This window comes from Nonomuraea sp. NPDC049624, assembly GCF_040675255.1.
Lineage (GTDB): Bacteria > Actinomycetota > Actinomycetes > Streptosporangiales > Streptosporangiaceae > Nonomuraea.
In genome coordinates this window covers 507,959-533,371 of record NZ_JBFAOR010000007.1, presented here as the reverse complement: position 1 = coordinate 533,371, position 25,413 = coordinate 507,959, and the positions used below count along the sequence as shown (strand labels likewise).

24 protein-coding genes are annotated in these 25,413 nt (G+C 72.8%); 7 read left to right on the top strand and 17 right to left on the bottom strand.

Features of this window, described 5'->3' with window-relative positions; all coding sequences use genetic code 11:
* The first annotated feature begins 200 nt into the window (after positions 1–200).
* From AB0J76_RS30360 to AB0J76_RS30350, 3 genes are read left to right on the top strand one after another with little or no spacing between them, the layout of a single operon-like run.
* Entirely contained in the window at positions 201–1,679 is a 1,479-nt protein-coding gene (locus tag AB0J76_RS30360; RefSeq protein WP_352326652.1) for an aldehyde dehydrogenase, read from the top strand.
* Complete coding sequence (locus AB0J76_RS30355; protein WP_352326650.1) at positions 1,676–2,401, top strand: gamma-glutamyl-gamma-aminobutyrate hydrolase family protein; 726 nt, start codon at positions 1,676–1,678, stop codon at positions 2,399–2,401. The genes AB0J76_RS30360 and AB0J76_RS30355 overlap by 4 nt, the downstream gene beginning before the upstream one ends.
* Positions 2,379–2,819, top strand: coding sequence for a GNAT family N-acetyltransferase (locus tag AB0J76_RS30350; RefSeq protein ID WP_352326648.1), 441 nt, complete (start codon positions 2,379–2,381; stop codon positions 2,817–2,819). The genes AB0J76_RS30355 and AB0J76_RS30350 overlap by 23 nt, the downstream gene beginning before the upstream one ends.
* 45 nt (positions 2,820–2,864) lie before the next feature.
* Here AB0J76_RS30350 and AB0J76_RS30345 read toward each other — a convergent pair whose 3' ends face one another.
* The 4 genes from AB0J76_RS30345 to AB0J76_RS30330 are packed head-to-tail and all read right to left on the bottom strand — an operon-like array spanning position 2,865 to position 6,899.
* Positions 2,865–3,713, bottom strand: a complete 849-nt coding sequence (locus tag AB0J76_RS30345; protein ID WP_352326647.1) for a fumarylacetoacetate hydrolase family protein — start codon at positions 3,711–3,713, stop codon at positions 2,865–2,867.
* Positions 3,706–4,614, bottom strand: a complete 909-nt coding sequence (locus tag AB0J76_RS30340) for a 3,4-dihydroxyphenylacetate 2,3-dioxygenase (protein ID WP_352326645.1) — start codon at positions 4,612–4,614, stop codon at positions 3,706–3,708. The genes AB0J76_RS30345 and AB0J76_RS30340 overlap by 8 nt, the downstream gene beginning before the upstream one ends.
* Positions 4,607–6,067 (bottom strand): aldehyde dehydrogenase, encoded by a 1,461-nt coding sequence (locus AB0J76_RS30335; protein WP_352326643.1) that lies wholly within the window; start codon positions 6,065–6,067, stop codon positions 4,607–4,609. The genes AB0J76_RS30340 and AB0J76_RS30335 overlap by 8 nt, the downstream gene beginning before the upstream one ends.
* Before the next feature lie 25 nt (positions 6,068–6,092).
* Positions 6,093–6,899 carry an acetoacetate decarboxylase family protein gene (locus AB0J76_RS30330; protein WP_352326642.1) on the bottom strand — a complete coding sequence of 269 codons (807 nt, stop codon included), beginning with the start codon at positions 6,897–6,899 and terminating at the stop codon, positions 6,093–6,095.
* Positions 6,900–7,026: 127 nt separating this feature from the next.
* Between AB0J76_RS30330 and AB0J76_RS30325 the strand changes: the two genes are divergently transcribed.
* Entirely contained in the window at positions 7,027–8,352 is a 1,326-nt protein-coding gene (locus tag AB0J76_RS30325) for a glutamine synthetase family protein (RefSeq protein WP_352326641.1), read from the top strand.
* Positions 8,353–8,356: 4 nt separating this feature from the next.
* Here AB0J76_RS30325 and AB0J76_RS30320 read toward each other — a convergent pair whose 3' ends face one another.
* Genes AB0J76_RS30320 through AB0J76_RS30305 form a run of 4 tightly spaced genes read right to left on the bottom strand, consistent with a single transcriptional unit; the run spans position 8,357 to position 12,297 of the window.
* A complete protein-coding gene (locus tag AB0J76_RS30320; protein WP_352326639.1) occupies positions 8,357–8,881 on the bottom strand; it encodes a hypothetical protein in 525 nt (174 codons plus the stop codon).
* Entirely contained in the window at positions 8,788–10,233 is a 1,446-nt protein-coding gene (locus AB0J76_RS30315; protein WP_352326637.1) for a sulfatase-like hydrolase/transferase, read from the bottom strand. Before AB0J76_RS30315 ends, AB0J76_RS30320 begins: the two co-directional genes overlap by 94 nt.
* Positions 10,230–11,183, bottom strand: coding sequence for an aldo/keto reductase (locus AB0J76_RS30310; RefSeq protein ID WP_352326636.1), 954 nt, complete (start codon positions 11,181–11,183; stop codon positions 10,230–10,232). The genes AB0J76_RS30315 and AB0J76_RS30310 overlap by 4 nt, the downstream gene beginning before the upstream one ends.
* A gap of 10 nt (positions 11,184–11,193) precedes the next feature.
* Complete coding sequence (locus AB0J76_RS30305; protein WP_352326634.1) at positions 11,194–12,297, bottom strand: zinc-binding dehydrogenase; 1,104 nt, start codon at positions 12,295–12,297, stop codon at positions 11,194–11,196.
* An 83-nt stretch (positions 12,298–12,380) separates the two neighbouring features.
* Here AB0J76_RS30305 and AB0J76_RS30300 point away from each other — a divergent pair, with 83 nt between their 5' ends.
* Positions 12,381–13,754 carry an amidohydrolase family protein gene (locus tag AB0J76_RS30300; protein ID WP_352326633.1) on the top strand — a complete coding sequence of 458 codons (1,374 nt, stop codon included), beginning with the start codon at positions 12,381–12,383 and terminating at the stop codon, positions 13,752–13,754.
* Positions 13,755–13,792: 38 nt separating this feature from the next.
* Here the strand turns inward: AB0J76_RS30300 and AB0J76_RS30295 are convergent, their stop codons facing one another.
* Positions 13,793–14,539 (bottom strand): SDR family NAD(P)-dependent oxidoreductase, encoded by a 747-nt coding sequence (locus AB0J76_RS30295; protein ID WP_364391229.1) that lies wholly within the window; start codon positions 14,537–14,539, stop codon positions 13,793–13,795.
* Positions 14,540–14,653: 114 nt separating this feature from the next.
* Here AB0J76_RS30295 and AB0J76_RS30290 point away from each other — a divergent pair, with 114 nt between their 5' ends.
* Positions 14,654–15,625: an aldo/keto reductase gene (locus tag AB0J76_RS30290; protein WP_352331489.1), complete on the top strand. Its 972-nt coding sequence runs from the start codon at positions 14,654–14,656 to the stop codon at positions 15,623–15,625.
* 53 nt (positions 15,626–15,678) lie between these two features.
* On the opposite strand, the gene AB0J76_RS30285 is transcribed toward AB0J76_RS30290, so the two are convergent.
* Genes AB0J76_RS30285 through AB0J76_RS30270 form a run of 4 tightly spaced genes read right to left on the bottom strand, consistent with a single transcriptional unit; the run spans position 15,679 to position 20,939 of the window.
* Positions 15,679–16,590, bottom strand: coding sequence for an ABC transporter permease (locus AB0J76_RS30285; protein WP_352329441.1), 912 nt, complete (start codon positions 16,588–16,590; stop codon positions 15,679–15,681).
* Positions 16,587–17,531, bottom strand: coding sequence for an ABC transporter permease (locus AB0J76_RS30280; protein WP_352329439.1), 945 nt, complete (start codon positions 17,529–17,531; stop codon positions 16,587–16,589). The genes AB0J76_RS30285 and AB0J76_RS30280 overlap by 4 nt, the downstream gene beginning before the upstream one ends.
* Before the next feature lie 9 nt (positions 17,532–17,540).
* Entirely contained in the window at positions 17,541–19,139 is a 1,599-nt protein-coding gene (locus AB0J76_RS30275) for an ABC transporter substrate-binding protein (RefSeq protein WP_352329437.1), read from the bottom strand.
* 57 nt (positions 19,140–19,196) lie between these two features.
* Positions 19,197–20,939: an ABC transporter ATP-binding protein gene (locus tag AB0J76_RS30270; protein WP_352329435.1), complete on the bottom strand. Its 1,743-nt coding sequence runs from the start codon at positions 20,937–20,939 to the stop codon at positions 19,197–19,199.
* Between the two features lie 214 nt (positions 20,940–21,153).
* On the opposite strand from AB0J76_RS30270, the gene AB0J76_RS30265 reads away from it, so the two are divergent.
* Positions 21,154–22,143: a methyltransferase gene (locus tag AB0J76_RS30265; RefSeq protein WP_352329433.1), complete on the top strand. Its 990-nt coding sequence runs from the start codon at positions 21,154–21,156 to the stop codon at positions 22,141–22,143.
* Between the two features lie 84 nt (positions 22,144–22,227).
* On the opposite strand, the gene AB0J76_RS30260 is transcribed toward AB0J76_RS30265, so the two are convergent.
* The 4 genes from AB0J76_RS30260 to hpaD form a co-directional block, all read right to left on the bottom strand.
* Positions 22,228–22,815, bottom strand: a complete 588-nt coding sequence (locus tag AB0J76_RS30260; protein ID WP_352329644.1) for a TetR/AcrR family transcriptional regulator — start codon at positions 22,813–22,815, stop codon at positions 22,228–22,230.
* A gap of 70 nt (positions 22,816–22,885) precedes the next feature.
* Positions 22,886–23,551: a GntR family transcriptional regulator gene (locus tag AB0J76_RS30255; RefSeq protein ID WP_352329646.1), complete on the bottom strand. Its 666-nt coding sequence runs from the start codon at positions 23,549–23,551 to the stop codon at positions 22,886–22,888.
* Complete coding sequence (locus AB0J76_RS30250) at positions 23,548–24,411, bottom strand: alpha/beta fold hydrolase (protein ID WP_352329648.1); 864 nt, start codon at positions 24,409–24,411, stop codon at positions 23,548–23,550. The genes AB0J76_RS30255 and AB0J76_RS30250 overlap by 4 nt, the downstream gene beginning before the upstream one ends.
* A gap of 14 nt (positions 24,412–24,425) precedes the next feature.
* A complete protein-coding gene (gene hpaD, locus AB0J76_RS30245) occupies positions 24,426–25,286 on the bottom strand; it encodes a 3,4-dihydroxyphenylacetate 2,3-dioxygenase (RefSeq protein ID WP_352329649.1) in 861 nt (286 codons plus the stop codon).
* Between the last annotated feature and the right edge of the window lie 127 nt (positions 25,287–25,413).

Sequence of the window (25,413 nt, the reverse complement as noted above, 5' to 3'; positions counted from 1 at the left end):
CCGGCCAACGAGCGGGCCGCCGGGCCCGGTTCCCCGCGCGCGGCGGCAGGCCATTGACGGCCGATCGTTTGGGACCGTACATTTTCGGAGCACCCGTCCGCGACAGAAGGGCCGACGATGCCGGTCAACGGCGACATGCCGACGCTCGACCAGACGTTCGCCACCGAACAACACGTGGCCGCCGGCGAGCGGGGCACGTCGTGACCCACGAGGAATGGCTGAGCCGGGCCGCGGCGGTCACGCCGCCGTCCGCGCACCACGTCGACGGCGCCGACGAGCCCGGCGGCGCGTCCTTCACGGTGCGCTCGCCGCGCGACGGCCGGGTGCTGGCCGAGGTGGCCGACGGCGGCGAGGCGGAGGTCGGGCTCGCGGTGTCGGCGGCGCGGCGGGCGTTCGACTCGGGCCCGTGGCCGCGGATGGCGCCCGCCGAGCGCGGGCGGGCGCTGGTGCGGCTGGCGTCCCTGATCGAGGAGCGGCGCGAGCACCTGGCGCTGCTCGTCAGCCTGGAGATGGGCAAGCCGATCACCGACGCGCACGACATCGAGCTGCGCGCCGCGATCACCACCTTCCGCTGGTACGGCGAGCTGGCCGGCAAACTGGCCGACGAGGCCCCGCACGTGCCCGCCGACGCCCTCGCGCTGGTCACCCGCGAGCCCGCCGGCGTCGTCGGCGCGGTCGTGCCGTGGAACTTCCCGCTCACGCTGGCCTCGTGGAAGGTGGCCCCCGCCCTGGCCGCGGGGTGCACCGTCGTGCTGAAGCCGTCGGAGCTGTCGCCGCTGTCGGCCCTGGAGCTGGGGCGGCTGGCCACCGAGTCCGGGCTGCCGCCGGGCGTGCTCAACGTGGTCGCCGGCGACGGCCCCACCGCCGGGCGGGCGCTCGGCCTGCACCCCGGCGTGGACGTGCTGGCCTTCACCGGCTCCACCGCCGTCGGACGGCACTTCCTCCGTTACTCGGCCGACTCCAACCTCAAGCGCGTGTGGCTGGAGCTGGGCGGCAAGTCGCCCAACATCATCCTTCCCGACGCCCCCGACCTGGAGGCCGCCGCGGCCACCGCCGCCTGGGGCGTCTTCTTCAACCAGGGCGAGATGTGCACCGCGCCGTCCCGCCTGCTGGTCCACCGGTCGGTGGCCGACCGGGTGACGGAGGCCGTGGTCGCCCGGGCCCGCGCGCTGCGCGTCGGCGACCCGCTCGACCCGGCCACGGAGATGGGCGCCCTGGTCGGCGAGGCCCACCTGGAACGGGTGCGCGGCCACGTCGAGGCGGGTCTCGCCGAGGGCGCGCGGCTGCGTACGGGCGGCGGCCGCATCCTGGCCGGCACCGGCGGCGCCTACCTCGAACCCACCGTCTTCGACCGGGTGGACCCCGGCTCCCGGCTGGCCAGGGAGGAGATCTTCGGCCCGGTGCTGTCCGTGCTGGCCTTCGACGACGTCGAGGAGGCCGTCCGCCTGGCCAACGACACCGAGTACGGTCTCGCGGCCGGCCTGTGGACCTCCGACCTGGGCACCGCGCACCGCATCGCCCGCGCGCTGCGGGCGGGCACCGTCTGGGTCAACTGCTACGAGGAGGGCGACCTGACCGTGCCCTTCGGCGGCATGCGGCAGTCGGGCAACGGCCGCGACAAGTCGGCGCACGCGCTGGAGAAGTACACCGAGCTCAAGACCACCTGGATCCAGCTGTGAGACCCCTGATCGCGATCCCCGCCCGCTTCTCCGCCACCGCCTCGGCCCTGCGGTACGCCGCCGAGGTGAGCGCCCGCGCCCTGGTGGAGGCCGTGTGGCGGGCGGGCGGCGAACCGGCGACCATCCATCCGGCGGCCGCGGACGACGTGGCGGGCCGGATGGCCAGGTTCGACGGCCTGCTGCTGCCCGGCGGCGGCGACGTCGCCCCCCACCGCTACGGCGCCCCCGACACCCACGAGGACGTCTACGACGTGGACGACGACCAGGACGCCTTCGACCTGGCCCTGGCCCGCCACGCCCTGGCCGCCGGGCTGCCCACGCTGGCGATCTGCCGCGGCCTGCAGGTCGTCAACGTGGCCCTCGGCGGCACGCTGGAGCAGGACATGGGCGGCCCCGAGGGCGGCCACCGGCACGTCGTGCACCCGGTGTCGCTGCGCCCCGGCACCCTGCTGGAACGCGCGACCGGCGCGGCGAAGATGGAGGCGTCCTGCTTCCACCACCAGCGCGTCGAGCGGCTCGGCGACGGCCTGTCCCCCGCCGCGCACGCCGCCGACGGCACGGTGGAGGCCCTTGAGCACGGCGGCGCGCCCGGCTGGTTCACCGCCGTGCAGTGGCATCCCGAGGACACCGCCCACCGTGATCCGGCCCAGCAAGCCCTGTTCGACGCGCTCGTCCGCGAGTCGGGGCATCATGGCTGCCATGATCCGCGCCGCCGTCCCTGACGACCTGCCCGCACTCCATGACCTCGCCGTCGCCTTCTACGCCGAGGACGGCTTCACCACCCCGGCGCAGACGCTGAAGGCCAACCTCGCCAGGCTGATCGCCGAGCCCGGCGTCCGGGTGGCGGTGAGCGAGAGCGCGGGCCGGCTGGTCGCGTTCGGCATCACCACCACCACGTTCGGGCTGGAGCAGGGGCTGTACGCCGAGCTGGAGGACCTGTTCGTCGCGCCGGAGGCGCGGCGGCGGGGCGAGGCGGAGCAGCTGATCGAGGACAGCCGCCGGTGGGCCGCCGCCCGCGGCTGCACGGCCCTGGAGGTCGTGATCGCCCCGAACGGCGCCGACGTGAGCCACCTGTTCGCCTACTACGGCAAGCGCGGCTTCCGCGACGAGGGCCGCCGCATCCTCAGCCACCCCCTGTGAACGCCCGGGGCGGCCGTCCGCCGCCCCGGGCGGCTCACGGGCGGCTCACGAGCGGCGCGGCGGGCGGACGCCGCGGAACTCCCAGTCGCCGCCGAGCGCGGTCGAGCGCACCTCCTCCGACTCCGTCGGCTGCGCGCCGACGTCGGAGCGGATCGGCACCGGCCCGGTCACGACGTGGTTGGTCAGCCGGCCGAGCCCTTCGGCCTCGACCTCGACGACGTCCCCCGGCCGGACGGGCCGCGAGCCCGCCGGGGTGCCCGACAGCAGCACGTCGCCGGGGAAGAGGGTGATCGTCCGGGCGATGTCGGCGACCAGGTAGTGCATGTCCCAGGTCATCTCGTCGGTGTTGCCGTCCTGGACGACCTCGCCGTTGACGTACGTGCGCAGGCGTTTGCCGCGGAAGTCCCAGCCGGTCACCAGGCCGGGGCCGAGCGGGCAGAGCGTGTCGGAGCCCTTGACGCGCAGCATGGAGCCGGCGTCGGTGTCGCGGAAGTCGTGCAGCCCGAAGTCGTTGGCCACGGTGTAGCCCGCGATGTGCGCGCCGGCCTCGGAGGGGGCGATGTTGCGGCAGGTCCGGCCGATGACGATGGCGATCTCGCCCTCGTAGTTGAGCCACTTGCAGCCCTCGGGCCGCACGACCGCGCCCCGGTGGGAGTTGAGCGAGGAGGTGGGCTTGTGGAAGTAGGTCGGCGCGTCCGGCAGCCGGGTGCGGAACTCCTCGACCCGGCTGCGGTGGTTGAGGTGCACCGCGATGATCTTCGTGGGGACGACCGGCGGCAGGTGCGCGGCCTCGTCGGCGCCGATCCGGCGGCCGTCCGCGGCGACGAGCTCGTCCCCGTCGCGGACGGTCTCGGTGACGGCGCCGTCCAGCAGGACGCGGCGGTACTCAGGCATGGGCGTTCTCCTGTCGGGGTGCGGTCCAGCCGCCGGACGGGCGGTCGAACCAGAGCAGGGCCTGGCCGGTGCCGACGGAGTTCTCGTACTCGCCGTACTGGCGGGCGGGGGCCGTGCAGCGCTCCTCGCCGAGGGCGCCGGCCAGCATGACGTAGTGGTGGAAGCGGGCCTCGGGCTTGTACGTCCGGAACTCCGGCATCGTGCGCAGCACCTCGTCGTGCCGGCCCTGCCGGAACCATTCGATGCGCCGCAGGTCGGCGGCGCGGGCCTCGGGGGTGAAGACGTGCCGCGGGTCGCTGGACTCGTGGTCGCGCAGCTCGCGCAGCGGCCAGAACGTGTGCGACAGCGCGCCGGAGGCGATCACCAGCACCCGGCGGTCGGTGGCCGCGACGCCGTCGGCCAGCGCGCGGCCGAGCCGCAGGTGGTCCTCCATGTCGCCGGTCTGGCAGACGCCGATGCTCACCCAGCGCTTGGCGGGCAGGCCCTCGCCGAGGTACTTCCACAGGTTGGTGGTGGCGTAGTAGATCGGCAGGTACTCGTCGTCGATGGGGGTGATCCAGGTGCCGTGCCGGCCCGCGAAGGAGGCCACGCTGCGGGCCAGCTCGGGGTCGCCGGGGAAGTCGTACGGCATCCGGCACATGCCGCGCGGCAGCTCCTCGGAGGTGTACAGCCCGGCCCGGCGCGCCTGCGCGGTGACCACGAACTCGACCGTGGTGGCCCAGTGGGAGTCCAGCACCACGACGGTGTCGTAGTCGTCGCGCTCGAAGACGTCCCTGCGCAGCTCGCGCAGGCCGGTGACGAGGCTGATCTCCTTGCCCTCGTTCAGCTCCAGCCGGGTGCGCTCGGGCAGCACGATGGTGGGCACGTGCGCGAGCAGGCCCGCCCCGACGATCTCACCCATGGTCGTTCCAGCCCTTCGGCGCGGTGACGGTGTTCTTCAGGTCGCAGTAGAAGTCGAAGCTCCAGGTGCCGCCCTCGCGGCCGACGCCGGACTCGCGGGAGCCGCCGAAGGGCGCGCGCAGGTCGCGCACGAAGAAGCAGTTGACCCAGACCGTGCCCGCGACCAGTTGCTCGGTGACCCGGCGGGCGCGCTCGCGGTCACCGGTCGCGACGGTGGCGGCCAGGCCGAAGCGGGTGTCGTTGGCCAGCCGGACGGCTTCCTCCTCGGTCTCGAACGTCTGGAGCGTGAGCACCGGGCCGAAGACCTCCTCCTGGACGATCTCGCTGTCCTGTGCCACGTCGGTGAGCAGGGTGGGCCGGTAGTACAGGCCGTCCCCGCGCTCGCCGCCGATGACGGCGCGGGCCCCGGCCGCGAGGGCCCGGCGGACGAACCCGTCGATCTTCTCCACCTGGCGCGGGTGGATGTTGGGGCCGACGTCGGTGGCCTCGTCCCGCGGGTCGCCCTGGACCAGGGCCGCGGCCCGCTCGGTGAAGCGCCGGACGAACTCCCCGGCGATCGGCGCCTCGACCAGCAGCCGGGTGGCGGCCAGGCAGACCTGCCCGGCGTTGTCGTACTGCTCGACGGCCAGGTCCACGGCGAGGTCGAGGTCGGCGTCGGCGAAGACCAGCAGCGGCGACTTGCCGCCCAGCTCCAGGCTGAGCGGGGTGAGGTTGGCGGCGGCCGAGCGGGCGATGCGCCGCGCGGTCGGCACCGAGCCGGTGAAGCTGACGCGGCGCACGCCGTGGTGCTCGACCAGAGCCTGCCCGGCCTCCTCGCCGAACCCCTGGACGACGTTGAGCACGCCGTCCGGCAGCCCGGCCGCGGCGGCGATGTCGGCCAGCAGGGAGGCGGTGAGCGGCGACCACTCGGCGGGCTTGAGCACCACCGTGTTGCCGGCGGCGAGCGCGGGGGCGATCTTCCAGGTGGCCAGCATGAGGGGCGCGTTCCACGGCGTGATCAGGGCGCAGGGGCCGGCCGGGTCCCAGGAGACGTGGTTGGCGTGGCCGCGGGTGTCGAAGTCGTCGTGGCCGAGGCTCTCCAGCCAGTCGGCGAAGAAGCGGAAGTTGTGCGCCACGCGGGGCATGACGCCGCGGCGGTGCGAGCGCAGCAGGGCGCCGTTGTCGCAGGTCTCGACGGCGGCCAGCTCCTCCAGCCGCTTCTCGACGCCGTCGGCGACGGCCCGCAGCACGGCGGCCCGGCCGGCGCGCGGGGTGGCGGCCCAGCCGGGGAAGGCGTCCTGGGCGGCGGTGACGGCGGCGTGCACCTCGTCGGGGCCGCCGCGGGCGATCTCGCCGAGCGCGGCGCCGTCGATGGGCGAGAGGTCGGTGAACGTGCGCGCGGAGGCGACGCGCCGGCCGCCGATCCAGTGGCGGGTGTCGACGGTGACCCCGGCGACGGTGATCTGTTCGGACATGTCGGGTGCTTCCAATCTCAAGGGGCTAGTGCGCGCCGGAGGTGCCGGATTCCAGCAGCGTGCCGCCGTCCCACACCACGCCGACCTGGCGGAAGTAGGCGCCGATGGGCTCGCGGACGGCCAGCCGGGACAGCTCCTCGGTGGGGGCGTCGAACAGCTCCAGCTCGGCCTCGCCCGCCCACGCCTGGCCGGCCTCGAAGGCGGCGGCGCCGGACTCGACCAGCTCGTCGAGCGCCAGCCCGCCGCCCTTGCCGATGGCGGGCAGCCAGCGGTGGTGGGCCATGGGGTGGCCGTTGACGAACCCGTTGTGCGGCGACGGCTCCCGCAGGGTCACCACGGCCTGGGCCAGGCGGCGGTCGGCGGCGGCCAGCGTCGCGCCGAACCGGGCGCCCGCCTCGATGCGGGGCGCGGGGCCGTACGGGTGCGGCCTGGTCTGGTGGATCGACCCCAGCTTCTTCGGATAGCCCTGGTGCAGCCCCCTGGCGAGGGCGAAGTCCTTGTCCACCCAGATGTAGACGCACCTGGAGTAGGTCCGCCCCCGGTAGGAGCACCGGACGACGGCGAAGGCCTCCTTGTACTGCGAGCGCACCGGGTCCAGCAGCTCCTCGCCTGAGGCGGCGCAGGACTGCCAGTCGGCCCAGATGAGCGCGACCGCGCCCGGGTCCTCGGCGGCGAGCTCCAGCGGCTCGGGCAGCAGCTCACGCACCCGGTCGGGGTCGGTGCGGTACTCGATCGTGAGCAGGTCGCCGGAGTAGTGCCAGGGCGGCTCCGGGACGAGGGACGAGCGGCCCGTGGCCGTCTTGGGGTGGAAGTAGCCGCGGACGCCGGCCAAGATGGTCCTCCTGGAACTCGTTTGGTTCCAAATAAAATATGAACATCCAGGCCGATCGGTCAACAGCTCTTGCGGCAGCCAATACGCGCCCGTTACGTTTGGCGTCAAACGACCCAAGGAGAGACCGGTGCAGCAGCACATCGACCGCCTGACCGAGCGGGGCGTCGACGTGGTCCGCGTGACCTACCCCGACCTGACCGGGACCGACCGCGCCCGCGACGTCCTGCTGGAGGCGCTGCCCGACGCCCTCGGTCACGGCCTCGCCTTCTGCCGCGCCGTCTACCACTCCACCCCGCGCGGCGGCACCGCCGACATCAGCGGCGGCCTGGACGCGGGACTGCCCGACATCGCCGTCGTGCCCGACCTGGCCACGCTCGCGCCGCTGCCGTGGGAGCCCGGCGTCGCCTGGTGCCACGGCGACGTCGTCGACCCGGCCACCGACGCACCGGCCCCCGAGTCGCCCCGCGACCTGCTGCGCGCCGTGCTGGCCCGGTGCGCCGAGCAGGGCCTGCGCCCGGTCGTCGGGCCGGAGCTGGAGTACTTCCTGTGCGACCCGGCCCCCGCGGGCGGCTGGCAGCGCTACGCCGAGGCCACCGGCAACGTCTACACCGCCGGCCGCCGCGGCGACCCCGACGGCCACCTCACCCGCACGCTGCGCCACCTGCGCGACCTCGGCCTCGGCGTGACGGCGGGCAACCACGAGTTCAGCAGCGGCCAGTTCGAGATCAACCTGCGGCACTCCGAGGCCCTCGACGCGGCCGACCGGGCCTTCTGGTTCAAGGCGGCGGTCAAGGAGCTGGCGCGGGTGGAGGGCAGGCTGGCGACGTTCATGGCCAAGCCGTTCAACGACGAGGGCGGGTCGGGCTTCCACCTGCACCTGTCGTGCCTGGGCGAGGACGGCGGCAACGCCTTCGACGACCCGGCCGCGCCGTACGGGCTGTCGGCGACCGCGCGGCACGCGATCGCGGGCGTGCTGGCCCACGCCCCCGCGCTGGCGGCGCTGGCCAACCCGACGGTCAACTCCTACAAGCGGTTCGGCCCCGACACGCTGGCCCCCTGGCTCGTCGACTGGGGGCTCGACAACCGCAGCGCGATGCTCCGCGTCCCGCCGGAGCGCGGCGCGGGCGCCCGCTTCGAGCTGCGGCTCGGCGACGCCAGCGCCAACCCGTACCTGCTGGTCGCCGGGACCGCGGCCGCCGCGCTGCTGGGCGTGCGGGCGGCCGAGGAGCCGCCCGCGCCGCTCGTCGGGTACGGCTACGACGCCTCCAAGGCCCCGGTGCTGCCGATGACCCTGCCCGAGGCCCTGGACGCCCTGGAGGCCGACGGCGAGCTCACCGAGCTGCTCGGCAAGGACTTCACCGCCGCCTTCCTGGCCTACAAGCGCGACGAGGTCGCCCGCTTCCAGCGGCACGTCACCGACTGGGAGTTCGGCGAGTACGCCTACCACCTGTGAGCCGTCATTCGATCGCGCGCTGCGCCAGGTCCTCGGCCAGCGCGATGATCTCCGGGTTGTAGGGCGCCTTCTCCCCCGGGACGTACCGCACCCGGTCCAGGCCGCGCCGGTAGCGGAACACGCCCCGGCGCTCGTGCAGCTCCCAGTCCACCGGGCCGCCGTAGTCGAAGCCGACGCTGATGCCGGTGAAGGGGGCCATGCCCACCAGCTGCGGGACCCGCTCGACGGCCAGCGCCGGCTCGCCGTCCACCAGCACCTCGATGTCCCAGCGCACCTCCGGCAGCGCCGTGAAGCGGGCCGTGACGGTCACCGGCCCGGCCGCCGGGAGCGGGCCGGCCGCCCGCACCGGCACGCCGTAGGCGTTGTACGTCAGCCGCAGCTCGCCGTCCTCGACGTACAGGACGTAGCCGCCGCCCTGGTCGCCGTGGGCCACGATCACGCCCTCGTCACCCGGCTGCCGCTCCAGCCACGCCTCGATCGTGAACGACCGCAGGGCGGTGAGCCTGCTCGACCGGAACCGCTCCAGCACCGGGGTCCCCGGGTGGATCGTGACCGGCTCCGACAGCGCCAGCTCGGCCGGCGGCCGGGTGTTGAGCATGTCCGGCGTGTCGGCCAGCGGGAAGACCGTGTTGAGCCAGGCCGCCGCCCGCCACTTCGCGGCCAGGTCGGCCACCCGTTCCGGCTGCTCGGCGGCCAGGTCGGTGGTCTCGGCCGGGTCGCGGGCGATGTCGTACAGCTCCCAGCCGTCGTCGGTGAACGGCGTGCCGGGCAGGTGCGGGGCGATGAGCTTGTAGTGGTCCTCGAAGTAGCCGCGCTGCCCGCCGCTCTCGACGTACTGCGAGCGGTGCCGGCTCGGCCGGTCGCGCCGTTGTCGCTGGTGACGACGATGACGGTGTTGTCGTACTCGCCGATGCGCTTGAGGTGCTCGACCAGCCGGCCGAGGCTCTGGTCCACGGCGTCCACGGCGGCGGCGTAGACCTCCATGTGGCGGGCGTACAGCTCGGTGCGCTCCTCCCACGGCGCCAGGTCCGGGTCCGAGGGGCGGGTGCCCTCGGGGAAGAGGCCGTCGCGGAGCTGGCGGGCGAAGCGTTCCTCGCGGATCCTGGCCCAGCCCGCGTCGTAGCGGCCACGGTACTTGGCGACGTCGGCCGGCTTGGCCTGCACCGGGCCGTGCACGGCCTGGTGGGCGAAGTAGAGGAAGAACGGCTTGTCGGCGTCGTTGGCGCGCAGGCCGTTGATCATGCCGATGGCGCGGTCGGTGAGGGCGTCGGTCAGGTAGAAGTCGTCCGGGAAGCCCTCGTCGGGGATCGGGCCGTTGTCGCTGATCAGGCGGTGCGGGTGGAACAGGGACGTGAAGCCGTCCATGGAGCCGTAGTAGCGGTCGAAACCCCGCTGGAGCGGCCAGGAGCTCTTGTCGGCGCCGTCGTGCAGCTTGGACTCGATGGTCAGGTGCCACTTGCCGACCATGAACGTCGCGTACCCGCCGGCCCGGAACGACTCGGCCAGCGTGGGCACCTCCCGCGGGATCTCCATCCGGTAGCCGGGGTAGCCCGGGTCCACGTGGGCCACCATCGCGAACCCGGCCCGGTGCGGGTTGAGCCCGGTCATCAGGGCGGCCCTGGAGGGCGAGCAGAGCGGGGTGCTGTGGTAGTTGGTGAACCGGTAGCCCGACTCGGCCAGCGCCTGCACGTGCGGCGTGTCGATCTCCGACCCGAACGGCGACAGGTCGCTGAACCCCAGGTCGTCCACCAGCACGACCACCACGTTGGGCGCCCCGGGACGCGCCCGCCGCGGCCGCGGCCACCAGGGCGTGGACTGCGAGGCCAGCTCGCGGGCCGTGCCGCCGAAGCCCTCGTACCCCCTGCTCGGCGGCGTGCTCACGGACCCTCCGGATCGACGGCGTCCCGGTCGGCCCACAGCGGCGCCACCCGGGCCCGCAGCTCCTCGGCGCCGACCCGCTCGACCAGCTCCACGGCCGCCAGGTTGTCGCGCAGCTGCTCCAGGCTGGTCGCGCCGAACAGCGTGGTGGTGTTGGCCGGGTGGGTGAGCGTGAAGGCCACGCACACCTGCGCCGGGGTGGCGTCCAGGTCGGCGGCGATCGCGGCCAGCTCGGCCGCCGAGGCCGCGATGCGCTCCCTGATGCCGCCGGGGTCGCGGCCGACCTGCCGGTCCACGCCCTTGCCCAGCAGCACGCCGCCCTCCAGCACGTCGGAGGACTGCAGCGTGACGCCCTGGGCGAAGATGCGGGCGAACGGCGCGCCGTCGGGGATCGAGCGGCGCGAGACGCTGTACTTCAGCTGCGCGATGGCCGGGCCCTCGACGCCCTCGCCGGCGGCGGCGTCGATGAGCGTCTGCACGTTCGACGCCGACCAGTTGTTGACGCCCCAGCTGCGGATCAGCCCTTCCTTCGCCAGGCCGGCCAGGTCGAGGACGAGCCGGTGCAGGTCCACGCCGTCGTGCCGCAGGTCGCCCAGCACCACGAGGTCGGCGTGGTCGGCGCCGGCCCGGAACAGGGCGTTGAGCAGCTGGTCGCGCAGGCTGTGCTCCGGGTAGCCCTCCAGCCACAGCTTGGAGGAGAGCAGGTAGTCCTCGCGGCGCAGGCCGGCCGCGCGCACCAGGGCGGAGAAGATCACGTCGGTGAACACGGGCGGCATGCCGGGGAAGCCGTACACGCCGACATCGAACAGGTCGATGCCGTGGTCCACGGCCTCGCGGATCATGGCGACCGCGTCGTGGAAGTCCATGCGGTCGTAGGTGTGCCAGGAGCCGAGCGCGAGCACGCCCGTCTCCGGTCCGGTGCGCCCGATGCGGCGGCGCGGGATGGTCTGCACGATGGGTCTCCTAGGGCAGGCGGGGGTCGACGACGGCCTTGATCTGGCCGAGCCTGGACATCGACTCGACGCAGGCGGTGGCCTGGGCCAGGCCGACGGGCTCGCTGAACAGCTCGTCCCACGGCATGCGGGCGGCGAAGGTCTGGAAGAACTCGATCGAGCGGTGGTAGTCGGCGATGTCGCCGTTGAGCGAGCCGACGACGGTCAGCTCCTTGCCCATGACCGCGCCGAGCGGCACGGGCGCGAGCTCGAACCCGGTGGAGCCGACGATCACGACGGTGCCGCGCTGGGCGGCCACCGCGACCGCCTCCTCGGCCACGGTCGGCGCTCCGGCCAGGTCGAACACGTAGTCCGCGCCGCGCTCCCCGGCCAGCTCCCTGATCCGGGCGACGCGCTCGTCCTTGCCCAGGTCGGTCGAGACGGTCGCGTCGGCGCCGAAGCGCCGGGCGGCGGCCAGCCGGTCGTCCGGGCCGCCCACGGTGATGACGGTGCCCGCGCCGGCGATCCTGGCGACGGCCGTGGCGAAGATGCCGAGCGCGCCCGCGCCCTGCACCACCACGGTGGAGCCGGTCCTGATGCCGCCGGCCCGGTCCACGGCGCGCAGCACGGTCTTGGCCGCGCAGCCCGACATCGAGGCCCAGGTGTCCTTGACGTCGGCGGGCAGCAGCAGCTTGGCCGCGCCCGGGGTCACGTAGCAGTACTCGACCAGGCCGCCCGTGGCGTACGGGGGGCGGTCGGCGCGCTGGGTGAAGCCGTAGCCGCGGTTGGCGCAGGCGACCGGCTGGCGCAGCACGGCGCAGCCGTAGCAGTGGCCGCAGGTGGACTCCGACCAGCCGATGCGGTCGCCCGCGCCGATCGGGCGGCCGAGGGCGTCGGTGGTGCCGGGCCCGGCCTCGACGACCTCGCCCACCATCTCGTGGCCGAGGATCATCGGCAACATCCCGGGGAAGGTCATCTGGCCGGCCCACAGGTGCACGTCGGTGCCGCACAGGGTGGTGCACGTGATGCGCACCAGGGCGGCGCCGGGCTCGACGGCGTCGGGCAGCGGTACGTCCTGAAGGCTGAGGGGCTTGCCGTGCTCGGTGAGGACGGCGGCGGCGGTTCTCGTAGGCATGGTCACCTTCGTGGCTTTCGACCGTTAAGTGTGGTTAATCTACACTCGTTGACAAACAATTACAGCCCCTCAGGAGGAACCCGGTGTCAGCGGACGAGTACGCGGACCTCGTGGCGGTCGGCGGCAACGTGCTCACCTTCGACGCCCGCGACGGGCGGGCCAGCGGCCTGGCGGCGCGCGCCGGCCGCCTGGTGGCGGTCGGGACGGACGAGGAGGCCCTGGCGCACGCCGGGCCCGGCACCCGGGTGCTCTCCCTGGCCGGCCGCACGGTCCTGCCCGGCATCAACGACTCCCACCTGCACGCCACCTGGCTGGGAGCGGTCTGGCCGGACACGCTGATCAGCGAGCAGGGCCTGGCCGCCCACCAGGGCCGGCTGCTGGCCGACGAGGAGTCCAGGCGGGCCGCCATCCTGCGCGCCGGGCAGATCTGCGCCTCGCTCGGCATCACCAGCTACACCGAGCCCGGCCTCGGCCCCGGCGAGGACGACGGCGAGACCGGCTGCTTCTCGCAGGCCGTCCTGGACACCTACGCGACGCTGGCGAAGGAGGGCGAGCTGCGGGCACGCGTGACCGCGTTGCGGCTGTTCGGCGCCCTCGACGGCCCCAGCACCCTGGAGGACGTCGCCGCCGGCCTGGACGCGCCCCTCCCCCGCACCGACCCCGCCTGGCTCAACGTGACCGGGCTCAAGATCTTCGCTGACGGCATCCCGCCCATGGGCTCGGCCTGGACCTGTCACCGCTACACCTCCGGCGGCCACGGATCGCTGCTGGTCGCGGGGGCGGACGACGCCGCGCGCGAGCACAACCTGCGCACCATGATCCGGCTGGCGCACCGGGCGGGCCTCCAGGTGGGCGTGCACGCCACCGGCGACCGGTCCATCGACGCGTTCGTGGACACAGTGGCAGAACTGGCGGCCGAACCGGCGGGCGAGCGCGGGGCCGGGAGGCGGCACTACGTCATCCACGGCGACCTGGTGAACCCCGCCCAGATCGCCCGCATGGCCGCGCTCGGCATGGGCCTCACCACGCAGCCGATGATCGCGGCCGCCACCGCCGACTGGGTGGCCGGCGCGCTCGGCCCGGAGGTCGCCGGGACGGCCTGGCCGCTGCAGGAGCTGCTGGCCGGCGGGGTGACGTTCACCCTGAGCAGCGACGGGCCGGTGACCACGCCCGACTGGCGGGCGCAGGTGGCGGCGGCGTGCGGGCTGCTGGGCGAACGGGCGCCGCGCCCCCGGCTGATGGCCCGCCTGCTGCGCTGCTACACCACCGCGCCCGCCGTCCAGGACGGCGCGGAGGCGTGGAAGGGGTCGCTGGAGTGGGGCAAGGCCGCCGACTTCTGCGTGCTGGAGCGCGACCCCCTCGAGGTCGCCCCGGCGGACCTGCCGCAGGTCGCGGTCGACGCCACCGTGACCGCGGGCCGGGTCGTCCACCTGCGCGACGGGGTGTCCCTGGACTGATGGGCGGGGCCGGGTGGCGGCCCGGCCCCGCCGCCGGGTCAGGCCAGGAGCTGGCCGCCGTCCACCTGGAGGCTGACGCCGGTGATGTGGCGGGCGCCGTCGGAGGCCAGGAAGAGCACGGCGGGCACGATGTCGGCCACCTGGGCGATCGAGCCCAGCGGGATCCGGGCCTCCCACGCCTTCCTGGCCGCGTCGTCGGTGGCGAACATGGCCGTCATCGGCGTGAGCACCGGGCCGGGGGCGACGCCGTTCACGCGGATGCCGTGGGGGGCCAGCTCGATGCCGGCCGAGCGGGTCAGGGCGTCGATGGCGGCCTTGGTGGCCTCGTAGTGGCCGAGGCCGGGCGTGGGCTGGCGGGCGCCGATGGAGGAGATGTTGACCATGCAGCCGCGTACGCCCCGCTCCACCATGTGCGCCCCGACGGCCCGGGTCATCAGGAAGGTGCCGCGGAAGTTGACCCGGGCGCAGGCGTCGAAGACGTCCACGTCGAGCCCGATGAGCGGGCCGCCGCCCGCGGTGTGCCCGGCGTTGTTCACCAGCACGCCGATGTCGCCGTGCGCGGCGGCGACGGCCGCGACGGCGGACTCGACGGAGGCGGCGTCCCCGACGTCCACCTGGACGTGGTGGGCGCCGAGCTCGGCGGCGACCGCCCTGGCCCGCGCCTCGTCGAGGTCGGCGATGACGACCCGGTCGCCCGCCGCGGCGAAGGCTTCGGCGACGCCGCGGCCGATGCCGCTCGCGCCGCCGGTGACGAGGACGGTCCTGGGAACGACAGGTTCGCTCATGTGGGGGTTCCTGTTCGGTGCGGGCCTTCGCAGACGGGGCTGCGCGGGCGTCCTGGGTTTATTATTATACAAGCGTAGACAAAAAAGGCTTCATCCGGCAGGGAGTGGATCGACGTGAGCGACACACAGCGGGTTCCGGCGCGGCGTCTCGGACCGGGCGGCACGACGACGTCCCTGTTCGGGCTGGGCTCCTGGAACACCTGGGACCGCATGGAGTTCGGCGACGCGGTGGCCCTGATCAGGGCGGCCCTCGACGCCGGGGTGACCCTCTTCGACGTCGCCCACTACAACATGGGCCCGCACGCCGAGCAGGCCCGTACGGACCTCATCTTCGGCCGGGCGGTGCGCGAGGCGGGCGCGAGCCGGGACGACTGGCAGCTCTGCGGCAAACTGTGGCTGTGGGAGTACCCGCGCACGGGCTTCCGCGAGCAGCTCGACGTCAGCTTCGAGCGCGTCGGCGTCGAGAGCGCCGAGACCGTCGTGGTCGGCGACTACATGCAGCGGCCCGACATCCGGCGGATCGTGACCGACGTGGCCGAGCAGATCGCGGCCGGCCGCTTCACGAGCTGGGGCGTCAACAACTGGATCGCCGAGGACGTCGATCTCGCGCTGAGCTTCGCCGCCGAGGAGGGCCTCACGCCGCCGAGCTTCGCCCAGCTCAAGTACAGCATCGCCCGGCGTTCGATGGCCGAGGGCGGCTTCTACGGCCGGCACTTCGCCTCCGGGGCCCTGGCGCTGCAGGCCAGCGACGTCTTCGAGGGCGGCATCCTGGTGGGCAGGAAGTTCCCCGAACGGAAGATCGGCGCGGACCCGGGCGGCATCCGGGAGGCCGTCAGGCAGGCCGCGGACGCCGTCGCGCGGGTCGCGGCCGAGTTCGGCGCGACGCCCGCCCAGGTCGCGATCGTGTTCTGCCTGGAGCACCCGGCGGTGGCCAACGTGCTGTTCGGGGTGAGCAGGACGGCCCAGCTGGAGGACAACCTGGGCGCGTTGCGGCTGTGGCGCGAGCACGGCCCGCAGGTGCGCGCGGCCCTGGCCGACCTGTGGCTGGACCGCGACGTGCGCGCCGACGGCGTCTGGACCCCCTGACGCGGACGCGGGGACTCCCGGCGATCGCCGGGAGTCCCCGCACGCGCCCGCCGTCACCGTGCGGGACGCCGGGTGCGCAGCTTCTGCAGCTCGCTCATCGACCGGGCACGCGCGTCCACCACGTTGCGCATGCTCGACCCGATGAGGTTCAGCAGCAGCACGCAGAACATGATCGCCGCACCCGGCAGCACGATCAGCCACGGCGCCTGCGTCAGGTACGACCGCCCCTCGGCGATCATGTTGCCCCACGTCGGCGTGGGCGGCGCGATGCCCAGCCCGAGGAAGCTCATCGCGCCGTCCACCAGCATCGCCGAGGCCGACAGGATCACGACCTGCACCAGCGCCAGCGGCAGCACGTTGGGCAGCACGTGCACGAACAGGATCTTCGCCGGCCGCATGCCGGACACCCGCGCCGCCCCGATGTACTGCCGCGCCGCCACGCCGAGCACCCGGCTGCGGATCACCCGGGCCGTGAACGGCGTGAAGATGACCGTCAGCGCGATCAGCTCGGTCCAGATGCTGGCGCCGAGCCCGATGGCCAGCGCCATGGCCAGGATGATCGCCGGGAACGACATCCAGGCGTCCATGATTCGCATGACGATCGCGTCCACGGCCCGGTAGAAGCCGCTGACCAGGCCGATCACCATGCCGGTGAACGCCGCGCAGAGCGTGATGAGCGCCGAGAGGCCGAGCGAGGCCCGGCCGCCGGAGACCAGGCGGCTCAGCACGTCCCGGCCGTAGGAGTCAGTGCCGAGCAGGTGGTCGGCCGAGGGTGGCAGCAGCCGGTGCACCGGGTCGGTCGCGTTCGCGTCCGGCAGGACCACCGGCAGCAGCACGACGGCCAGCACGACCAGGACGAGCAGCGCGGCGGCGGTGATCAGCACCCGGTTGCGGCGCCAGGCGCGGGAGGCCGCGGAGGGCCGCCCGGCCGTCCCGACGCGCCCGGCGACGGCCTCGGAAGTCACGAAACACGCACCTTGGGGTCGAGGAGGGCGTAGGACAGGTCGACGACCAGATTGACGACCACGAACATCAGCGCGACGAACAGCGTCACGCCCTGGACGAGCGGGAAGTCCCGGGTCGAGACCGCGCCCATGAGCAACGAGCCCAGCCCGGGGATGACGAAGATCGACTCGATGATCACGATGCCGCCGACCATCATCGCGAAATTGCTGCCGAGCTGGGTGATCAGCGGCATGAGCGCGTTCGGCAGCACGTGCCTGAGCATGACCTGCCGCTCCGACAGGCCCTTGACCCGCGCGGTGCGCAGGTACGTCTGGGGCAGCTCGCCGAGCACGCTCTCCCGCAGGGTCAGCGTGAACAGCGCCGACTGCCCGATGACCAGGCACACCACCGGCAGCACCAGCATCGGCACCCCGGCGACCGGATCGGCGAACAGGTCGGCGTACCCGCTGGAGGGGAACCAGCGCAGCGACACGGCGAACACCAGCACCAGGATCAGCGCGATCCAGAAGTCGGGGATCGCCATGCCGAGCGAGGAGAGCAGGTTGAGCGCGCGGGCCACGGGGTTGCGCGGCGAGACCGCGTTCCACGAGGTGACCAGCACCGCGACGACGAAGCTGAGGACGGTGCTGAGCACCGCCAGGGTCAGCGTCGGGACGAAGTGCTCGGCCACGACCCCCACCACCGGCGCGTGGTAGGTGATCGACGAGCCGAAGTCGCCGCCCGCCACGTTGCCGAGCCAGCTCAGGTACTGCTCCCACAGCGAGCCCGTCAGGCCCATGCTCTGCCGCAGCGCCTCGACGTCCTGCGGCCTGGCCGTCGGGCCGAGGATGGCGATGGCCGGGTCGCCCGGGATCAGGCGGATGACGAAGAACATCATCGTGCCCACGATCAGCAGGATGACGACCAGGTCACGCAGCCGCCGGAGCAGGAGTCCCGCCATGTTCCCCCCTCACTTCTGCAGCCAGGAGTTCCAGAACACGCGGTAGAACGTGTCGTACCCCTTGAGCTTGGGCGAGTAGGCGGCGTACAGCTTCGACTGGCTGATCGTGATGACCGGGAACTGCTGCCACACGAACGCCTGGAGCTGGTCCATCAGCGTCCTGGCGGTCTCGGGGGAGGTCGCGGCGTTGTAGTCCTCGATCAGCTTGGCCATCTCGGGCGAGCCGGAGCCGTTGAACGCCCCCAGGGTCAGCGCGGGCATCTGCGAGGGCGAGGTGAGCGCGGCGTTGAAGAACAGGGTGGTGACGTCCCAGCCGCCGGGGTCCTTGGTGATCGTGCCGAGCATCGTCGGGAAGTCGTAGGTGTCGATCTTCGTCTTGATGCCGATCTTGGAGAGCTGGTCCTGCAGCAGCACCGCCCACTGGCTGAACTGCGGGTAGCTGCTGGAGGTCAGGATGCGCACGGTGTCACCGGCGTTGACGCCGGCCTGCGCGAACAGCTCCTTGGCCCGGTTCGGGTCGTGCTGCTTGTAGACGTCGTCGCCGGCGGTGGAGTACAGGCCCTTGTTGTCCTGCGAGACCAGCGCGCCCACCTCGACGGTGAGGTCGGGGCCGCCACCGGTGGCGGCGTTCAGCGCGGGCTTGTCCATCAGCAGGTTGAGCGCCTGCCGGGCGCGCACGTCGGAGAACTTGGAGCCCTTGTTGAAGTTGGGGATCAGCACGTTCTGGTTGGCCCCGGCCAGGTTCGACACGACCACGGCGGGGTTGTTCTTCAGCGGGGTGTACTGGTCGTCGCCCGGCATGGCGTGCGCCCACTGGCCGGTCTGCAGGCCGTTGACCACGGCGTCCTGGTCGGCGACGACCTTGTAGGTGACCGTGTCGAGGTAGGCGTGCTTGGCGCCGGCCTGGCCGCCCCAGTCCTCCTCGGTGCGCGACTTGTAGCCGTCGTAACGCTCCAGCACGACCTGCTGCCCGATGTCCCAGCTCTTCAGCTTGTACGGCCCGGTGCCGACCGCGCCCTCCTTGGCGAAGCCGGTGGCCGGCACGTTCTTGAGGTTCTTGGCCTCGTAGATCTCCGCGCCGGGGCTGGCCAGCTCGTCGATCAGCGGGTAGCGCGGCTTCTTCAGCTCCAGCGTGACCGTGCGGTCGCCGGTGGCCTTGAGGCTCTTGACGTCGGCGGCCACCTGCTGGCCGGTGACGTGGCTCTTCAGCCAGCGCTCCAGGCTGGCGACCACGTCGGCGGCGGTGAGCGGGGCGCCGTCTTGGAACGTGACACCGGCGCGCAGCTCGAAGGTGTAGGTGAGCCGGTCGTCGCTGCGCTTGTAGGTGTCGACCAGCATCGGCCTGGCCGTGAAGGTCTTGTCGACCTCGAAGAGCTTCTCGTACAGCATGTTGCCGATGTGGGCGGTGACCTGGCCGGGGTTGGCGACCATGTCCAGCGACTGCGGGTCGGTCGGCACCGCGACCACGAGGTCGCCGCCGCGTACGGGGGGGCCGGCGTCGGCGGACGAGGAGGACGACGTCGCGCCGCCCGCGCAGCCGGAGAGCAGCAGGGCGCTCGCCGCGGCGGCGGAGACGAGCCCGGCCCTCAGGCTCTTGAGCACGTTCATGGTGGGTTCTCGCTCTTGCTCTAAAAGGGGGGACAGAAGGAGAAGGTCGGCCCGGGGCTATCCCACGTATGCCGACAAGTCGGGGTTCGCGGCGAGGAGCCGGCGCGTGTACTCGTGGGTGGAGGAGGAGGCGATGGTTTCCGGGGCGCCGACCTCGACGAGGTCGCCCTTGTACATCACGCCGACGCGGTCGGCCACCGACAGCACCAGGCTGAGGTTGTGCGTGATGAACAGGAAGCTGATGCCGTGCGAGCGGCGCAGCTGCAGGAGGAGGTTCATGACCTGGCCCTGGACGGAGACGTCGAGGGCGGAGGTGGGCTCGTCGGCGACGATGAGCTTCGGCTCGGCGGCGACCGCGCGCGCGATGGACACGCGCTGGCGCATGCCGCCGGACAGTTGCGAGGGCAGCTTGCCGGCGCAGTCGGCGGGCAGGCCGACCTCGTCGATCAGCTCGGCCACCCGCCGGTCGAGGTCCGCGCCGCGCAGCGGGGTCAGCTCGCGCAGCGGCTCGGCGATGATGCGGGCCACGGTGTGCCGGGGGTCGAGCGAGCTCTGCGGGTCCTGGAAGATCAGCTGGGTGGCGCGGCGGAAGGCGCGCTCGTCGCCGCGCAGCCCCGCTTCGGTGATGCGGTGCTCGCCGAAGGAGATGCTGCCCGAGGTCGGCCGTTCCAGGGCGCTGACCATGCGGCCGAGCGTCGTCTTGCCCGAGCCGGACTCGCCGACCAGGCCGAAGAACTCGCCGGGCGCGATCTCCAGCGAGACGCCGCCGACCGCGCGCACGCTCGCCCGGCGGCCGGTCCGGTAGACCTTGGTGACGTTCTCGACGACCAGGGGCGGGGTGCCGGTCACCGTCCCCGGCTCGTCGCCGAGCGCCGGCGTCTCGGTCACGGTCCCGCCGGAGCTCCCTGGCCTGGCCCCGGCGTCGGTGGCGGCCCGCAGCCTGGTCTCCGAGATCGTCGGGAAGCCCGTACGGCGGCTGACGCCGAGCTGTGGCACGCATTCCAGCAGTGCCTTGGTGTACGGATGCGTAGGCTTGCGGAGGATGTCCATCTTGTCGCCGACCTCCACCAGCCTGCCCCGGTACATGACGGCGATCCGGTCGGCGATCTCGGCGGCGACGCCCATGTCATGGGTGATGAACACGCAGGCGGTCCGATGCTCACGCTGCACGCGACGGAACAGCGCCAGGATCTCGGCCTGCGTGGTCACGTCGAGGGCGGTGGTCGGCTCGTCGGCGATGAGGACGTCGGGGTCGGACATCAGCGCCATGGCGATCATCACGCGCTGCTGCATGCCGCCGGACATCTGGTGCGGATAGAGCGCCATGATCCGGTCGGTGTCGGCCAGCCCGACCTCGGTGAGCAGGCTCCTGGCCTTGGCCTCGGCCTCGCGGCGCAACCGGCTCCCCCGGCGCAGCGCCTGCCGGGGCAGCGCGCCCTCGGGCCGGTAGCCCTCGATGAGCTGCACGCCGACGCGCTGGGCGGGGTTGAGCGAGTCCAGCGCCTCCTGGAAGATCATGCCGATCCGGGCGCCCCGGTAGGCGCGCATGCCTTCGGCGCTCAGCCGCGTGACGTCCACGCCGCCGACCTCGATCGCGCCCTCGGTGTAGGCCGGGGCCACGAACTCCAGCAGCCGGATGATCGACAGCGCCGTCACGGTCTTGCCGCTGCCCGACTCCCCCACCACGCAGAGCGTCTGCCCGGAGGCGACGTCGAGGGTGAGCCGGTGGACGAGTTCCTGGGGCTCGGCGTCCTCCCGGGTGACGCCGATGGTCAGATCCGTCAGAGTGAGCAGCGACATGCGCGAGAGCTCCATTCCAGGCACCGGTCCCGTGCTCGAAGTGGGGCACGCAAACCCACACTGAGCTGCCGAAAAGCCATGTTCGAGCCAGATAGTTCTACAAAGGTTGACAGAGGGTCCCCCTACTGTCAACGGTTATTCCACGTTCGTAGACAGAGGGTCTATGGTGAACGTCTACATTCGTAGACAATACAGAAAGGGCAGGGCCTTGACCATGTCCACGCCTTCCCCCACGCCGGATCCGATCGTCGCCATCGCCACCGGATACATGGGCGCCAAGCAGCTCTTCGCGGCCAGCCGCATCGGGCTGTTCGAGGCGCTCGCGGACGGCGGGCGCAGCGCCGGGGAGATCGCGGCGGCCACCGGCGTCACCCCCCGCATGGCCCGCATCCTGGCCGACAGCATGGCCGGGCTCGGCCTGCTGACCAGGACCGACGGCCGGTACGCCCTCGGCGCCGACGCGGCCGGCTACCTGGCCGGGCGGAAGTCGTCCGAGCTGGACCTCGGGCCGTTCCTCACGTTCCTCAACCAGATCAGCTACGGCCACTGGCTGCAGTTCGACACGACCGTGGACACCACCGAGCCGGGCGTCCTGGACACCTCGGGCGACCGGTGGGGCACGTTCATGGCCGGGGTCATGACGTACAACAGCCTGCACGCCAGGATGCTGGGCGGCGCGTTCGACTTCTCCGGCTTCCGCAGCCTGCTGGACCTGGGCGGCCTGTCCAGCGCGTTCGCCTTCGAGGCCCTGCGCGCCAACCCGGAGCTGCGGGCCTCCTTCGTGTACGACCCGACCTTCGCCGACTCCGTCACCCAGCAGGTGGCCGAGGCCGGGTTCGCCGACCGGGCCGAGGTGACCGGCGCCCCGACCGACACGGCCACGCCCGCCGGCCCGTACGACCTGGTCATGGTCAACCACGTCATCCACCGCTTCGGCGTCGAGCAGAACCGGGCCATCCTGCGCAACGCCCGCGCGGCGGCGGCGCCGGGGGCCCGGCTGCTGCTGCTCGACTTCTTCCTCGACGACGACGCCGAGCAGCGGGCCATCGACGCGCTGCACGCCGGGGAGTACCTGGTGATCGACGGGACCGTCGTCTACGAGGAGTCGCAGGTGCGCGCCTGGCTCGACGAGGCCGCCTGGAAGCCGGTGGACAAGCTGGCCCTGCCGGGCAGCCCGCGCGTCATCGTGGCCGAAGCGGTCTGAGCACGACCCGGGCCGGGCACGACCCGGCCCGAGCATGACGCGGCCCGCGCCGCCCAGGTGGCGGCGCGGGCCGGAACGCGCGGGTCAGGGCCGGGAGATGCGGTCGAAGAACGACTCCAGATGCCGCTTCTGCAGCTCGACCGTGGAGAACTGCGGGCCGACCAGGCTCATCACGTTGGCCCCTGCGTTGAGCAGCACGAGCTCGTCCACGAGCTGCTCGTCGGGGATCGAGGTGCGGATGTCGCCGTCGGCGCGCCCCTCCTCGATCAGCCGGTGCAGCATGCCGCGCCAGGCGCGCAGGTGCTCCAGGTACTTGTCGTACAGCTTGGGGTTGGTCAGCGAGGTCTGCCAGAAGATCAGCAGCACCCGGCCGGCCGTGATGCGCTCCTCGTCGATCGGCATCGCGGCCTCGCACATCTCGCGCAGCGCGCCCAGCCCGCGGCGGCCGTCGAGCTTGACGTAGCTGGTCACGATGGCCAGGGCGCGCTCGTACGTCGCCTCGATGATGTCTTCCTTGCCGGGGAAGTAGTGCTTGAGCGCGCCGTTGGCGAAGCCCGCCGCGTTCGCGATCTCACGCATGGTGGCCGCCTCGATGCCCCCCTTCGTGATCAGGTCCCACGTGACGTCGATGATGTCGCTGCGACGCTGGTCGTGGTCGATGATCTTGGGCATGCGGCACCCCTCCGTACGGCGTTTCGTCTACCAGTGTAGGACAAAATGCCGGGAGGGCATGACCCGATCGTTAGCCGCGGGTGACCCGGACGTCATAGAGGGCGCCGGCGGTGTTCGTCTTGTGCGCGCAGGCCAGCCGTTCGATCTCGGCGGGGTCGGCTCCCCCGGCGATGAGATCGAGCAGGTGCTCGTGCTCCTCGACCGAACGGCGGGCCCGGCCCGGCAGGTAGCCGAACACCGAGCGCCGCATGTGGTCCAGCCTGGTCCATTCGGCCTCCAGCAGGAAGTTCAGGTGCTCGTCGTCGCAGTGCTCGTAGACCGAGAAGTGGAAGGCGCGGTTGAGCGCGGTGAACGCGGTGGGGTCGAAGGAGTCGAGCGCCTGGAACAGCCGGGCGTTGATCTCGCGGGAGCGCGCCACGTCCGCCGGGCCCATGCGCGGGGCCGCGACGGCGGTCGCGTACCCCTCCAGCCGGGCCAGCACCTCCAGCGTGTGCCGCACCTGCGCCGCGTCGAAGACCGCGACGCGGGCGCCGACGTTGCGCACGACCTCCACCAGCCCGTCGGACTGCAGGCGGCGCAGCGCCTCGCGCAGGGGGATCGTGCTGACGCCGATCTCCCGCGCGAGGCGGTCCATGACGAGCTGGTAGCCGGGGCCGTAGGTGCCGTCCAGGATGCGCGAACGCAGGATCTCGTAGCTGAGCTCCGCCTTCGACGCGACTCCGCCGGTGCTGGTCACGTGCCGGACACCGGGCCGGACGCCGTGCCCGACGCCGTGCCCGACGCCGTGCCCGACGCCGTGCCCGACGCCGTGCCCGACGCCGTGCCCGACGCCGTGCCCGACGCTGTGCCCGACGCTGTGCCCGACGCTGTGCCCGACGCCGGGCCGAGCGCCTCGCGGAGCACGGCGCGGAACTCGGGGCCGGCCAGCGCGCCGCGGTGGTCGCCGGGGACGGTGACCAGCCGGGCGCCGGGGGCCAGCGCGACGACGTTCTCGATGCCGGAGGTCATCATGTCCTGCGCGCCCGCCACGAACACCGGCGGCGTGCGCCCGGCCCAGCCCTTGGGCTCGAACGGCGTGCCGCGCAGGCCCTCGACCAGCCGGACCAGCCCGGCGGCCCGTTCGGGGTCGCCGCCGGAGGCGCCCGCGATCATCGCCGCGATCATGCCGGTCATCGGGTCGCCCGGCTCGCCGCCCGCGACGGCCGAGCGCAGCGCCGCCACGTCCAGCGCGGCGAACGGCTCGAACGGGCTGAGCCCGCCCAGCACGACCGCGCGCACCCGGTCGGGGGCCAGCTCCGGCAGTTCCCAGGCGAGCCGGGCGCCGAGCGAGTACCCCACCACGTCGAGCGGCCCGTCGCCGGCCACCGCGAGCAGCGCGGCCGCGACCTCGGGCGCGCCCGCCGGCCCGGCCGGGACCGGGCTCTCGCCGTGACCGGGCAGGTCGGGCACGACGACCACGCGCCCGCCCGCGGCCAGCTCCGCCGCGATCCCGGTCTCCACCCAGTCCTGCCGCCCGCTGGAGGCGAACCCGTGCAGCAGCAGCACGGGCGGCGCCCCCGCGGGCCGGTCGGGCGTGAACGTCTGTACGGCCGTCATGTGCGCCGGCTCCTTCATCTCGTGTGGTACGCGGGTACGGGGAAGTCGACGACCACCTGGCCGGTGCCGCTGCTGCCGAAGTACGGGCACAACTGCTCGCCGCGCCCGGTGTACTCGCGCCAGCCCAGCAGCCCGAACAGCATGGCGGTGTCGGCCATCGCGCCCTCGCCGGTGCACCGCTCGTTGTAGTCGGGCAACATGTCGAGGAACTCCGGGATGCGCCCTTCGTCCCACATCTCCAGCACCGCCTGGTCCACCTTGCGGTTCAGCTCGCTGCTCACGTCGTCGAGCAGCGACTCGGCGATCTCGTTGGGCGGGAAGGCGTGCGAGAGCGACCCGCTGGCCAGGAAGGCCACCTTCCTGTCGCTGCGGCGCACGGCCCGCATCAGCGCCTCGCCGATCCGCCGGTTCTCCTCGACGGTCGAGTAGATGTTGCAGCCGATGGGCAGGACCCGGATGTCGGCGTCCTGGTTCATGAAGTACATCGGCACGAGTGTGGCGTACTCCAGGCCCAGGTCCTGGTAGGTGTGCACGCGGGCCTTCTGGCCGCCCGCGACGATCTCCTCGCGGATCAGCTCGGCCAGCTCGGGATCGCCCGCGTAGTCGTAGGCGAGGTCGTGGATGAAGTGCGGCAACTCATGGCTGACGTACGTGGCCTGGTGGCGCGGCTTGCCGTTGAGGTGGAAGCCGATGCTGTTCATCCAATGGGTGTCGGCGATCAGGAACGTGTCCGCGCCGCGCTCGCGCGCCCGCCTGCCGACCTCGGTGAGGGCGAGCTCCGCGGGCCGGCGGATGCCGAAGTGTCTGCCGGGCTGGATCGACAGCCAGATCGACGGCACGTGCGTGATCTTGGCGGCCAGCACGATCTCTCCCATCACGCCACTCCCCGGCCTGCCTGGGCGGTCTGAGCCATCATCCGCACTCTCCTCTCCACTGATGACGTGATGAGCATCATGTAGGCATCTGAGGGGGTATGTCGATATTGTTCCACATGCCATAACA

What these genes read in the sequence shown, in the direction of transcription:
- AB0J76_RS30295 (WP_364391229.1), bottom strand. Translation starts at nt 14,539, where the DNA reads ATGAGCGAACCTGTCGTTCCCAGGACCGTCCTCGTCACCGGCGGCGCG.
- AB0J76_RS30265 (WP_352329433.1), top strand. Translation starts at nt 21,154, where the DNA reads ATGTCCACGCCTTCCCCCACGCCGGATCCGATCGTCGCCATCGCCACC.
- AB0J76_RS30260 (WP_352329644.1), bottom strand. Translation starts at nt 22,815, where the DNA reads ATGCCCAAGATCATCGACCACGACCAGCGTCGCAGCGACATCATCGAC.
- AB0J76_RS30270 (WP_352329435.1), bottom strand. Translation starts at nt 20,939, where the DNA reads ATGTCGCTGCTCACTCTGACGGATCTGACCATCGGCGTCACCCGGGAG.
- AB0J76_RS30345 (WP_352326647.1), bottom strand. Translation starts at nt 3,713, where the DNA reads ATGCCTGAGTACCGCCGCGTCCTGCTGGACGGCGCCGTCACCGAGACC.
- AB0J76_RS30250 (WP_352329648.1), bottom strand. Translation starts at nt 24,411, where the DNA reads ATGACGGCCGTACAGACGTTCACGCCCGACCGGCCCGCGGGGGCGCCG.
- AB0J76_RS30280 (WP_352329439.1), bottom strand. Translation starts at nt 17,531, where the DNA reads ATGGCGGGACTCCTGCTCCGGCGGCTGCGTGACCTGGTCGTCATCCTG.
- hpaD (WP_352329649.1), bottom strand. Translation starts at nt 25,286, where the DNA reads ATGGGAGAGATCGTGCTGGCCGCCAAGATCACGCACGTGCCGTCGATC.
- AB0J76_RS30275 (WP_352329437.1), bottom strand. Translation starts at nt 19,139, where the DNA reads ATGAACGTGCTCAAGAGCCTGAGGGCCGGGCTCGTCTCCGCCGCCGCG.
- AB0J76_RS30305 (WP_352326634.1), bottom strand. Translation starts at nt 12,297, where the DNA reads ATGCCTACGAGAACCGCCGCCGCCGTCCTCACCGAGCACGGCAAGCCC.
- AB0J76_RS30340 (WP_352326645.1), bottom strand. Translation starts at nt 4,614, where the DNA reads ATGGGTGAGATCGTCGGGGCGGGCCTGCTCGCGCACGTGCCCACCATC.
- AB0J76_RS30335 (WP_352326643.1), bottom strand. Translation starts at nt 6,067, where the DNA reads ATGTCCGAACAGATCACCGTCGCCGGGGTCACCGTCGACACCCGCCAC.
- AB0J76_RS30350 (WP_352326648.1), top strand. Translation starts at nt 2,379, where the DNA reads ATGATCCGCGCCGCCGTCCCTGACGACCTGCCCGCACTCCATGACCTC.